Annotated in this window: 11 protein-coding genes and 1 pseudogene; 5 read left to right on the top strand and 7 right to left on the bottom strand. The window is 64.8% G+C overall.

Features of this window, described 5'->3' with window-relative positions:
• Positions 1-99 precede the first annotated feature (99 nt).
• The 5 genes from N430_RS18465 to N430_RS18485 form a co-directional block, all read right to left on the bottom strand.
• On the bottom strand, positions 100-1425 hold the full coding sequence (locus N430_RS18465) for an MFS transporter (protein WP_110638235.1): 1326 nt from the start codon (positions 1423-1425) through the stop codon (positions 100-102).
• A 165-nt stretch (positions 1426-1590) separates the two neighbouring features.
• Complete coding sequence (locus N430_RS18470) at positions 1591-3264, bottom strand: FAD-dependent oxidoreductase (protein ID WP_110638236.1); 1674 nt, start codon at positions 3262-3264, stop codon at positions 1591-1593.
• 175 nt (positions 3265-3439) lie between these two features.
• Positions 3440-3760, bottom strand: a complete 321-nt coding sequence (locus N430_RS18475; protein WP_110638237.1) for an NIPSNAP family protein — start codon at positions 3758-3760, stop codon at positions 3440-3442.
• Entirely contained in the window at positions 3745-5472 is a 1728-nt protein-coding gene (locus tag N430_RS18480) for an FAD-dependent oxidoreductase (RefSeq protein WP_110638238.1), read from the bottom strand. Before N430_RS18480 ends, N430_RS18475 begins: the two co-directional genes overlap by 16 nt.
• A gap of 4 nt (positions 5473-5476) precedes the next feature.
• Entirely contained in the window at positions 5477-6286 is an 810-nt protein-coding gene (locus tag N430_RS18485; RefSeq protein WP_110638239.1) for a shikimate dehydrogenase, read from the bottom strand.
• A gap of 145 nt (positions 6287-6431) precedes the next feature.
• On the opposite strand from N430_RS18485, the gene N430_RS18490 reads away from it, so the two are divergent.
• The 5 genes from N430_RS18490 to N430_RS18510 all read left to right on the top strand — a co-directional run bounded on the left by N430_RS18490 (position 6432) and on the right by N430_RS18510 (position 10220).
• Positions 6432-7202 (top strand): IclR family transcriptional regulator C-terminal domain-containing protein, encoded by a 771-nt coding sequence (locus tag N430_RS18490; protein WP_110638240.1) that lies wholly within the window; start codon positions 6432-6434, stop codon positions 7200-7202.
• Between the two features lie 79 nt (positions 7203-7281).
• Positions 7282-7686: a DUF2251 domain-containing protein gene (locus N430_RS18495; RefSeq protein WP_110638241.1), complete on the top strand. Its 405-nt coding sequence runs from the start codon at positions 7282-7284 to the stop codon at positions 7684-7686.
• Between the two features lie 61 nt (positions 7687-7747).
• A complete protein-coding gene (locus N430_RS18500; protein WP_110638242.1) occupies positions 7748-8914 on the top strand; it encodes a DUF2314 domain-containing protein in 1167 nt (388 codons plus the stop codon).
• A 25-nt stretch (positions 8915-8939) separates the two neighbouring features.
• Positions 8940-9572 carry an HAD family phosphatase gene (locus N430_RS18505; protein WP_178083396.1) on the top strand — a complete coding sequence of 211 codons (633 nt, stop codon included), beginning with the start codon at positions 8940-8942 and terminating at the stop codon, positions 9570-9572.
• 147 nt (positions 9573-9719) lie between these two features.
• A complete protein-coding gene (locus tag N430_RS18510) occupies positions 9720-10220 on the top strand; it encodes a glycine zipper domain-containing protein (protein WP_110638243.1) in 501 nt (166 codons plus the stop codon).
• A 24-nt stretch (positions 10221-10244) separates the two neighbouring features.
• On the opposite strand, the gene N430_RS18515 is transcribed toward N430_RS18510, so the two are convergent.
• Both N430_RS18515 and N430_RS18520 read right to left on the bottom strand, forming a co-directional pair.
• The gene (locus tag N430_RS18515) at positions 10245-11105 is read right to left on the bottom strand and encodes a CAP domain-containing protein (protein WP_110638244.1); all 861 of its coding nucleotides are present in this window, start codon (positions 11103-11105) and stop codon (positions 10245-10247) included.
• A 141-nt stretch (positions 11106-11246) separates the two neighbouring features.
• Positions 11247-11639, bottom strand: a pseudogene (locus N430_RS18520) (copper oxidase); the annotation flags it as partial.
• Positions 11640-12170 lie beyond the last annotated feature (531 nt).

The raw sequence follows: 12170 nt of genomic DNA on the forward strand, positions 1-12170 counted from the left end.
TGCTGCTTCCAGGATGAACGTTGTATGCCTGTATTTGAAATTCTGCCGCTGCACTCCATAGGCCCGTCAGGGCCCCTCCGAGGTAACTGGGGTTCGCGCTTACTGGGCTTCGATCTTGCGCGGCGCCATGAAGTACATCCAGATCAGCGCCAGGAAGTACATGGCCGGGATCATGGTGAACAGCACGGCATAGTTGTTGTTCGTCGCCATCAGCACGCTGCCGACGATCTGCGTCATGAACATCCCGCCTATCGCCGCACACATGCTGGCAAAGCCGAACACCGTGCTGATCAGGTGCTTGGGTGTGTAGTCCATCACCAGGCTCCAGATGTTCGCGGTCCAGGCTTGGTGCGCGCCAACTGCCAGGGCGATGGCCAGCACCGCGATCCACAGGCTGCTGGCATGGGCGGCGAAGGTCACGCTGACCATGGTGCAGGCGAAAATCAGCATCGACACCAGGCGCGCGGTGGTGGCGCGCACGCCGCGGCCGATCAGCCACGACGACAGGATGCCGCCGCCGATGCTGCCGAAGTCGGCGGTCAGCCAGATCAGCATCAGCGGGATGCCCATCTGGGTCACGCTGATCCCTAAGTTGTACTGCTGGTTGAGGAACGGCGGCAGCCAGTACAGGTAGAACCAGAACACCGGCGCGGTGATCGCGTAGGCCACGGCGAAGGCCCAGGTGCCGCGCATGCCGAGGATGCGGCTGAAGGGCAGGCGCGCCACCTCCGGCTCGACGTCCTGCTGGATGTAGTCGAGTTCGCTCTGGCGCACGCTTGGGTGTTCTTCCGGGTTGAAGTACTTCAGGCCCCAGAACACCAGCCAGACCAGGCCCAGGCAGCCCATGGCGATGAACGCGGCCTGCCAGCCCCAGACGGTCAGAATCAGCGGCAGCAGGGCCGGGGTGACCATGGCGCCGACGTTGGTGCCGGCGTTGAACAGGCCGGTGGCGATGGCACGCTCGCCGGCAGGGAACCACAGGCGCACGGTCTTCACGCAGGCCGGGTAGTTGGCCGCTTCGGTCAGGCCGAGGATGAAGCGGCAGACCATGAAGCCGGCCGCCGAGGTGGCCAGGCCGTGGGCGCCGGTGGCCAGGCTCCACAGCAGCACGGCGGCGAAGAAGGCGCGCTTGACGCCGACCTTGTCGATCAGCCGGCCCTGCAGCACGAAGCCGACCGCATAGCCGACCTGGAACCAGAAGTTGATGTTGGCGTAGTCCATCGCCGTCCAACTCATGGCCTTGGCCAGTTCCGGCTGCATGATGCCGAGCGCGGCGCGGTCGATGTAGTTCAGGGTGGTGGCGAAGAACACCAGGGCGAGCATGCCCCAACGGGTCTTGCCGACGGCGAAGGCGCCACGGATCTTGTCGCCGATGCCGGCGGATGGCAGCCGTGGGCTGGCGGTGGTGGGCTTGGAGTGGTTCATATCCTGGTCGTTTCTTGAAATTGTAATGAACGGCTTTTTCTCGAACGTGACCTGGCCCCAGGCAGGGGGTACACGCAAGGCCGGTGCATGGTGAGCAGTGAATCGGCGACCGTCAATTCGCAGGAGGGGGCTATTGTTCGATAACCGAACAATAGCGAACCGCGCTCACACGCTGGCCAGCGCCTTGCCGGCCAGATAGCCGAAGGTCATGCCCGGCCCCAGGGTGATACCACCGCTAGGATAATGCCCGGCCATCACGCTGTGCATGTCGTTGCCGACCGCGAACAGGCCGGGTATCGGCTGCTGCGTGTGATCGAGCACGCGTGCGGCAGCATCGGTGTGCAGGCCGGCGAAGGTGCCGAGGCTGCCGGGCAGCAGTTTTACAGCATGGAAGGGGCCGTGCAGCAAGGGCCGCAACGAGGGGTTAGGCCCGTGCAGCGGTTCGCCCTGGGCTTTGTTGTAGGCCGAGGCGCCGCGCTGAAAGGCCGGATCTTCGCCGTGTGCAGCATGGCGATTGAAGTCGGCCACGGTGCGTTGCAGCTGCCCGGCATCGATCCCGCAGCGCTGCGCCAGTTCTGCCAGGGACGGGCCGCTGAACAGATAGCCGCGGCGCTGATAGAAACCGGTCGGGAACGGGAACGGCTTGGCCCAGCCGATGCCGTAGCGCCGTTGCGCGGCGTGGTCGCAGATCAGCCAGGCTTCGTGGGGTTCGCCCGGTGGCGTGGCGGCGAACAGCGCATTCATGAAGTCGTGGTAGCAATCGGCTTCGTTGACGAAGCGGCGGCCATCACGGCGCACGGCGATGAAGCCGGGCTTGGCGCGGTCGATCAGGTGGGGAAAGTGGCCAACGCTGCCGTCACGGCGCGGCACCCGCGAGACCGGTGCCCAGGCGCCGGCATGGGCAAGCGAGGGGCCAAGCCGGGCGCCGACCTGTTCGCCCAGGCGCAGGCCGTCACCGCTGTTCTGCGCTGGCGCGGCCGAGTGATGCTCAGTGCCGTCGGGCGCATGGGGCATGAGCTGGGCAATGCGCTGGGGGTCGTGGGCAAAGCCACCACACGCCAGCACCACGCCACGACGTGCGCGGATCACCTGGCCATCGGCGAACTGGGCGCCGTCGATGCGCCCATTGCCGAGCAAGCGAGTGGCCGGCTTTTCGGTGAGCACGGTCACGCCAAGGTCCAGGGCGCTGTGCAACAGGCGGGCGACCAGCGCGTTGCCGTTGACCAGGTGCAGACCGCGCCGATGCAGCAGCAGGTCGCGACCATGGCGCAGCAGGCGCTTGCCGACGTGCAGGGTGGCCTTGGGCGAGCGGCGGGCATTGAAGAACGCGGCCATGTCGGCGCCACCAGCGATGCCCATGCCCGCCAGGCTGACGATGTCCAGAGGCGGGCGCAGTTTGTGCAGCCATGGGCCAAGCAACCGACCGTCGAACGGCAGCGCGCACAGCGAGCGCCCGCCACGCGCGCTGCCGTCACCTTCACGCATGTCGGGCATCTTGCTGCCGGACTGGAACTGCACGGCGGTGTGCTGCTGGAAGAACGCCACCATCTCCGGGCCATGGCGCAGGAAGGCGCGCTGGCGAGGGTCCAGTTCGGCGACCTGGGTCTGGGAGCGCAGGTAGCGTTCTGGTGCATCGTCGGCTTCGATGATGCCTTCGGCGACGGCCAGCGGGTTGCGCGGAATCCACAGCCAGCCCCCCGACCAGGCACTGGTACCGCCAAGCTGGCTGGCCTTTTCCGCGACGATCACCTGCAGGCCGTGATGCGCGGCGGTAACGGCGGCCGCCAGGCCAGAGGCACCGGAGCCGATGACAAGTACGTCACACGCAAGGGGTTGCATGAATAGATCCTTATGCAATCAGGCACGGTCATTGTGGGAGCGGCCTTGTGTCGCGAAAGGGCTGCGCAGCAGCCCCAGGGTTTCAGCGTTTTCGCCAAGATTGCTGGGGCTGCTGTGCAGCCCTTTCGCGACACAAGGCCGCTCCCACAGGGTCGGCGCTAGTCAGAGGTGAGGGTTATTGCAGCGGCGAAAAGCCCGTGGGCCGCAGCAGCCGCGAGTGCAGTTGCAGCACTGCGCCCAGCTCCCGATTGCGCCGTGAGAACTCCGCCCAGCGTGGGTCGGCGGCCATCGCGGCACGGCGCGCCATGCGCTCGTCAAGGCTGGCGTAGGCCCACATATGCACCACCTGGTTGGCCTCGCCGAACTCGCTGGTGAAGAAGCCCACCAGGTTGCCCAGGTGCTCGCTTTGCACCTCCAGCGCATGGCTTTGGTACAAGGCCAGCCAGTCGGCCATCTTCAGCGGGTCGAGGGTGTAGATTCTCAGTTCGTAGTACATGCAGCTTTCTCCTGGTGGGTGGCGGGCGCCTGCAGGCGCTCGGCGATATGGCCGGCTGCGATCCAGCCGAAGGTGAGGGCGGGGCCGAGGGTGATCCCGGGGCCGGGGTAGGTGCCGTTCATCATTGAGTTCATGTCGTTGCCCACGGCATACAGCCCGGCAACCGGCGCGCCGTTGTGGTTCAGCACATTGGCATTGGCGTCGGTCACCAGGCCGCGTGCCGAGCCGAGGTCGCCGGTATGGAGGCGGATGGCGTAGTACGGCGCCTTGGTCAGTGGCGCCAGACAAGGGTTTGGCTGGTGCTGTGGGTCGCCCATGTAGCGGTTGTAGCTGTTGCCGCCCTTGCCGAAGGCACGGTCGATGCCGTTGCGGGCATCGGCATTGAAATGCTCCAGCGTCTGCTGCAAGGCCTGTGGATCGACGCCGATGGCCTCGGCCAGCGCCGCCACGCTGGCGGCGCTGTGCAGGTAGCCGGCGGTGACCAGCGCTGTGTTGTCCACCGGCTTGGGTCGGGCCAGGCCAAGGCCATAGCGGTTCATCGCTTCGGCGTCGCAGATCAGCCAGCAATGGCCGATGCGGTTGGCGAACATGGTCTGCACGAAGTGGTGGTAGGAATTGGATTCGTTGACGAAGCGCCGCCCGGCCGGGTCCACCGCGATCACTCCAGGCTTGGCGCGGTCGGTGACCAGGTGCGGAAAGCGCTCGCGCTCGCCATTGGCATGGCGCAGTTCGGACACCGGCGCCCAGAAGAAATTGGCCGCCAGGCCGTCGCCCTGGGCCGCCGCCACCGCCTCGCCAAGGCGCAGGGCGGCGCCATCGTTGGTGGGCGGCGACATGCTCAAGTGTGGCGCCTCAGCATCCGGACGATAGCGGGCAGCCAGCTGCCCGGCAGCAAAACCGCCCATGGCGCAGACCACGCCACCGCGAGCGTGCACCCGAAGCCGTCGGCCTTCGCGCATCACCACCACGCCGGTCACCCTGCCGCGTTCGACGATCAATTCCTCGGCCTCGCTGCGCAGCCACAGTTCTGTTCCGTGGGCAAAGGCGCTGCTGGCCAGGCGCGCGATCAAGGCGTTGCCAGTGGTCAGGCGAGTCCCTCGTGGGTGGCGCAGGCGGTCCCGAGCATACCGCGCCATCAGCTTCAGGCAGTGCCACAGCGAGGCGGGTGAGCGGCGCAGGTTGAGGAAGTGCTGGATGTCCACGCGGTTGACCATCATGCCGCCGAACAGCAGCATGCCCGGCGGTGGCATCTTCAGGTCCTTGAAGCGCGAGCCGAGGTGACGGCCGTCATACTCGACCATCTCCAGGGCGCGGCCGAATTCGGTGGCGCCGGGTTCGTCGGGGTAGTAGTCGGGCGAATGCGGGCGCAGGCCGTAGCGCACTTCGGTGTTGTGCTCCAGCCAGCGCAGGGCCTGGTGACCTTGCTCGATGAAGGCCTCCACCAGCGCCGGGTTGTAACCTGCGCCGATGATGGTCTTCAGGTAGGTGCGCATGGCTTCGGGGGAGTCCTTGGCCCCGGCAGCCCGGGCCTGATCGCTGCCGTATATCCATACTGCACCGCCGGAAATCGCCGAGGTGCCACCAAAGCGCTCGGCCTTTTCTACCACCAGCACCTTCAGCCCGCGGCGGGCCGCCGTGGCGGCGGTGGCGAAGCCCCCGGCACCGCTGCCGAGGACCACCAGGTCGAACACCGCTTGTTCGCTAGTGCTCATGGCTTCAGATCTCCAGCGGCGTGACGCCCATGAAGGCGCCAAGGTGGCCCAGTTGGGCGAAGGCCATCTGTGCACCGGTCTGGACCGGGCAGCCGCGTTCACGGGCCTTGTGCAGCAACGGGGTGATTTCCGGCGAGGTGACCACGTCGGCCACCAGCGTGGCGGCGTTCAAAGTCTCCAGCAGTGCCACCGGCAACGACAGTTCGCCGCTGTTGCCCATGCCGACGGGGGAGGCGTTGACGACCAGGTCGAAGCCTTCCAGCGAGTGGTATTCAGTGGCGATTGCCAGTGCCGGGAAGGCATTGCCAAGGACTTCGCCCAGTGCCCCGACGCGTTCGCCGCTGGGGTCGCTGAGGGTGATCTGGCCAAGGCCTGCTTCACCCAGTGCATAGGCAATCGCACTGCCGACCCCGCCGCAGCCCACCACCAGCGCACGCTTGCCGCAAGCCTCGAAGCCATGCTGGCGGGCGGCGCCAAGGAAGCCCGCGCCATCGACGTTGTCACCCAGCAGGCGGCCGTCGCGCTCGCGGCGGATCACGTTGACCGAGCCCAGTGCCTTGGCGCGTTCGCTGAGTCCGTCCAGTCGAGTGGCCAGGGCCTGCTTGTACGGCACGGTGACCACGCAGCCGCGCAGGTTGCGCCAACCTCGCAGGTTGTCGATAAAGGCGCCCAGCGCCGTTTCCTGCAGGTCGATGGGCAGCATCGCCAGGTCGCGGGCGTTGTTGACGAACCAGGTGTTGAAGTTTTCCGGCGACTTCACCTGGGCGATAGGCGAACCGACGATGGCGACCAGTTCTGTCGAACCTCGGATCATGCTGACCTCCGTTTTGGCTGTTGTTGTGGAGGCCAGCTTGGCGCGGGGCGGTGTCATCAACAATGCGCTTATCGGGCATTCAGTGCGATAATCGCAGCCATCATGCGGTAATCGCATTGAATGCCACTTTCCAAGAGCCGAGTTCATGCCCCAGCCCGAGATCCACCCCCGCGACCTGATCGCCGGCCTGCAGAAAGGCCTGGCGCTGATGCAACTGTTCAGTGCCGAGCAACCCCGCCTGAGCGTGCCTCAGGCGGCCAGGCTGTCCGGCCTGACCCCAAGTGCCACACGGCGCTTTCTGCTGACGCTGGTGCACGAAGGCTTTGCCGAGACCGACAACCGCCATTACTGGCTGACGCCCAAGGCCCTGCGCATCGGCCAGGCCTATGTCGACTCGGCGCAGTTGCCGCGCATGCTGCGGCCGATCGTCGATCAGGTGGCGCGGCAGACCCAGGAGCATGTGTCGGTGGGCAGCCGTGATGGCGACGAGATCATTCACCTGGTGCGCAGCCGCTACAGCCACATCGCGTCGTTGTCGATTCGCCCTGGGTCGCGGGTGCCGATGTATTGCACGGCAAGCGGCCGGGTCTGGCTGGCGTGGCTGGAGGAGGGGCAACGCGAGGAATACTTTGCGCGCAACCCGCTATCCGCGCTGACGCCTCACACCCAGACCGACAGGGCGTTGCTGGAGGCGGAGTTGCAGCGGGTGAGGGCGCAGGGCTACAGCATCGTCGATCAGGAATACGAAATCGGCATGCGCGTGATGGGCGTGCCGCTGCTCGACCGCAGCGGCCAGTTGAAGGCAACCTTGACCATCACCACCCATGCTTCGCGGTTGAGCATCGATGAGATGCGCCTGCGCTACCTGGCGACGCTGTATGAGGCGCAGGCACTGCTAAGACCGGTGCTGGACTGAGCTCCATTTGATTCGCTTGCAGCGGGCATCCGTTGCTGGGCATGATCAAGCCTCACTACACAGGAAAAGGAATGCCCACATGCCTGCCTATCTTGCTGCGCAGAACGAATTGCTCGTAGGGGACGGCCTGGTGGTCGAGGCGCCGGCCGGGGAAGGGCCTTACGCCGTGGTGTTCGAGGACGACGAGGAAACCGGCTATTTCTACGCCCTGGATTCCTCCGGCAGCGGCAACCCGATCCAGAATGCGCTGCACATCTACGACGTGGAGAGCGTCGCCGACCGGGAGAAACCCTCGACGGTCAAGATTGCCTGGTCCGATGACCACCGCAAGGCGCTGCTGCTGATCAACGACTACCCCCATGCGGTTTTCGACTTCGAAGCCAAACAAGGGCATTGCCGCACCGGATTCCCGTTGCCGATGGACAACGGCTGGTCGCACGCGGGCCATGAGTGGGATGACAGCGCACTGCGGCATTTTGCCTGACGGTTTTCAGGGGGAAACCTGGCAACAACCTTTCCGAATCAAGCACAAGGACGAGCCGCTCATGACGGAGCAGATGATCTATAGCGTCGAAGGCGAAAGCCAGGCATTGAAGGAAGCCGTGTCTAGCGCCCAGGCGACGTTCAAGTTCTACTGGCGGGAAATGTCGTGGGAGGCACGCCGCATCATCAAGTGCCTCGACATGGCGGCCGTCAAGCTGTCCTTCATGCTTGATCCGGATGACCCGGATATCCCCGTGGTCGAAAACATGTGGGTCAACGATGTCGACTTCGACGGTGAAACGATCACCGGTGTACTGATGAACGAACCCCGCTGGGCTACTGAATTCAAGGCTGGCGACCTGGTGTCGCTACCTTTTGCGGCGCTCAATGACTGGATGTACGTCCGTGGTGGCCACGTGTATGGCGGTTTCACTGTCGATGCGTTGCGCAGCAGCATGAGCGACGACGAACGAGCCGGGCATGACGCCGCCTGGGGCCTGGACTTCGGCGAACCGGGTACCGTCGAAGTGGCCCCCGCCGCCGAGGGCCACACGCCCTGGCTGCTGTCGCGGGCATTGAGCAGCGTGGCCGACCAGCAGCTGCTGGCGCAGCTGGAGCAAGGCGACCATCCCATGGCCGTGAACATGCGCGAAAAAATCGAAGAGGCCCTGCAGCAGTACCCCGGCATGATCACCGATTTCGACGATGGCGGCTGGCTTCTTCTGCATCGCGAAGTATTGGCGGGCAACTACCCGGTGGTTCAGGCCCTGCTGCGTCACGGGGCCGACCCGCTGGCAACCAACAGCCATGGGCAGACGTCGCAGGCACTGGCCCATGAAGCCGGCTGGCCACGCATCGCGCGGTTGCTGCAGGGTGATGCGTCCGATGAACCTGCGCCGGCGGAGGCCAAAGGTTTTTCGCTGCGGCCTGTCGGGCTGCTGCTGATCGCTGTAGCGCTTGCCTGGCTGTACTTCCTGGTCGTCGTTCCCGTGAACGGCGCCAGGGCAGGGCACGCGGTGGAAGTGGCAGGCCAGTGGGACTTCGTGGCTGCCGTCTTCGTGCTGGGCTTCGGGCTCTTCTGCAACAACGGCGCCGGTTACCTCAAGCTGCGCCAGCGCACACCGCAGTGGGGTGCGAGCCGGGCTCTGGACATCGGTGCCATGCTGGTGGCGGTGGTGGTTGCCTTTGCATTGCATGACCAGGTGCAGCGCTACGTCATCGGCCATTGATTTTCAGCAAGCGGAGGCTTTAACCATGCATGAACCTGTCCACGCTATCGAGGCGGTGGTGTTCGACCTGGGCGGCGTGCTGGTCGACTGGAACCCACGGTATCTGTTTCGCAAGATCTTCGTGGAAGACGAAGCAGCGATGGAGGCGTTTCTGGCCAACGTCTGCAACGCAGCCTGGAACGAGCGCCAGGACCGTGGCCGGTCATGGGCGGCGGCGATCGAAGAGACCATTGCCGAGCATCCGGCACACGAGGCGCATATCAGGGCGTATCGCGAACGTTGGGAGGAAATGCTGGCCGGCGCCATTGAGGGTACGGTCCAGGTGCTGGAGGAACTGCACGGTGCCGGCGTACGGCTGATTGCCTTGACCAACTGGTCGGCGGAGACCTTCCCCTATGCCGAGCAGCGCTTCGCATTCCTCGAGAAATTCGAAGGGGTGCTGGTGTCGGGCAGGGAAAACCTGATGAAGCCCGAACCGGAGATTTTCCAGTTGCTGCTTCGCCGGTATGCGCTGGACCCGTCGCGCACGCTGTTCATCGACGATGTGCAGAAGAATGTCGATGCGGCGAAAGCGCAGGGAATGCAAACCGTGCGCTTTGTCGATGCGCAGCAACTACGCCAGGCGCTGGTCGGGCTTGAACTGCTGAATGCCAAGTAGCCAAGGACCGTCAAAAACTCGCAAAGTTTCACCTGAAAAACAGTAACTTAGAGAATTTTTGCAAGCCGTGTTACTCGTCGGATTTCCGTTGTAACCCCCCCTGCAGAGCCTCAGGATCGCCCCGGCATTCCTTTGAGGCTTTCATGCATGAAGTACTCCTCGATTCTGTTGTTGTCACTTGGCCTGCTGAGCGGCGTTGCATCGGCAGGCGGCAATACTGAAGCTGGCATAGGCGGCGCATTGGGCGGGGTATTGGGCTCGGTGGTCGGCCAGTCGATCGGCGGCAGCACCGGCTCGGCAATCGGCGCAGGCGTGGGTGGCGCGGCCGGCAGTGCGGTGGGCGCCAACAAGCACAGCCGTGGCGAAGCCGCCATTGGCGGTGCATTGGGCGCCGCTGGCGGCAACGTGGTAGGTCGCAAGATGGGCGGTACCACGGGCAGCCTGATCGGTGCGGCAGCCGGTGGCGGCGTGGGCGGTGCCTTGGGCAACCACATGGGCCGCGAGTATGACGATGAAAGTGGTCATCGTGGTGGTGGTCGCGACTACGACGATGATGACGATGATCGGGGCTGGCGCCGTCACCACCATGACCGCGGCCATCACTATGGCTGGCGCAACCACCACCGCGACTGGCGCGACGACGACTGATCGGCGCTTGGGCTGACGGCCCTTTCAGGGCGCGCCAAACAGCATCGTCCAATACACCCCCTCATCACTGCGCGCATTCGCGAAATAGGCCGCGCCAACCTGGGTGAACATCGGGTTCATCAGGTTGGCGCAATGCCCGGGGCTGGCCAGCCAGCCGGCCATCGCCTGGCTCGGTGAACCCTGGCCCGCAGCAATATTCTCGCCGATCTGACGCCCCCGGTAGCCGGCATCCCACGCCCGGTCTGCGGGCAAATCACCATTGGAGTCACGGTGCGCGAAGTAATTGCCGTTGGCCATCGCCCGACTGTGGCGCTGCGCCGCCGTGCCCAGGGCGGTGTTCCAGCTGAGCGGGCGTGCCGCCGCGAAGCGCTGGCGACCACATAGGCGAGGCTTGGCCCGTGCGGCGTTGACTTGTGCCAGCAACGTTGTGTTCGCGGAGCGCTGATCGCCGAGCTGGGCGTCGAGCACGGGACGCGCCAGCACCACTTGCCACTCGTTCCGGGCGCGACTGACACCGATATCGGCAAACTGGTTATCGAGCAGGGCAGCGCAATAGCTGCTCCGTAGTCTGTCGAAGGCCTCTTCGGCATCTTGTGCGCCGATTACACGGATGCTGCGCACTCTTACCGCTTGATAGCCTGCGTCCTTCAAGCTTTCGCGCAAAGCGCCGCCGTAGCCGACCGGCAATGCCAGGTTCGACTTCAACGCCAGCGGCGTCGAGACCAACACCCGCCGCCCTTCACAGCGCTGTGGCTGGGCGCGGTAGTCGTTGATCGCCGCCACCAGTTGGCGTTCCCCGCTGGCATGGGCGGGGCTGATGAACAGTGGGAAGAAATGGACGAGGCACAGCGAGACGAACGACGAGCAGCGGGCAGCTTGGCGCATGGGCGAATAGCTCTGGAGGGATGACGGCGGGAGTGCCGAACAAAGGGCCCGGGTATGACTGCGCGTCTGGATACTGGTTCACGAACATTGGCGACAAATCTGGAGACAGGGGCCGCAATGCGGCCCCTTTTTACCCAGCCTCTATTTAACGGTGATGGGAGCACTCATGCTTTGCCCCAGTGCCGACTTCACGGTGATCGTCGCCGGTGTCGCCGGGCCGCTGCCGGTGGTGGTCACCGGCAACCGCCAGCGGGCGCCGCTGGTTGCCGCCGTGAGCGTCGCTGCACCCAGGTCCAGCGGGCCGCTGGTGGTGGCTGCGGTCACGCTGATGCTGTTGCCGCTGGCCACCGGTGGCTTGTTGGCCGGGTCGGTACTGCTGTCCTTGCTGGCGGTGCGGAAGGTTGGCAGCCCCACCGACGCCATGTATTCCACGCCATCCCAGCCGGGCAACGGTGTCGGCATGACTTGGAATTGCCCCGGATGCTCGAGGTCCCAGCGCAGCAGCATCGACGAGTCTTCATGCTGGGTATTGTGAACGGCTGCGCACCGAACAACGGGCTCGGCTTGCCGTTGGTTGGGTAATTGCGTGATGTCTGCAGGGCAGGCGGCAGCACGTTGTCGACGCGGGTGCTGGCGCGATCACCGTAAACCCCTTCTTGCAGTTCCAGCGCGCCCTCGTTGGCCTCAGGCAGGTTGAACAGGTTGAGCAGCGCCGGACCGGGGTCGATCGGCTGGTCGCTGTAGTACGACGGGGCCGTCGGCGGCGGCTGGCTGAGATCATCCAGCGAGGAGGCCTCGGCTGAAAGGCTGAGCATCAGCGCGGTCAGGGCAGACAATCTGAATACTTGGGTATTGGGGTAGATCACGGCAGGTATCTGCATAGCCTGGTGCCTCGCTCGAAGCTAAGTGGCTGAGGGCCACTGAAAGCGCTTTGCCTGGTTAAGCAGGCGAGGAGCAACGGCTATGCCAACATTTTTTTCACATGCAGTTTGTTGGGCAAGTCCTTGTGCAGCTTGATGTGTGCAAGATAAATGGGCGCCAATACCCTAGGCCAGTGCCCAGCAG

It is taken from the genome of Pseudomonas sp. CC120222-01a (assembly GCF_003097235.1).
Classification (GTDB): Bacteria; Pseudomonadota; Gammaproteobacteria; order Pseudomonadales; family Pseudomonadaceae; genus Aquipseudomonas.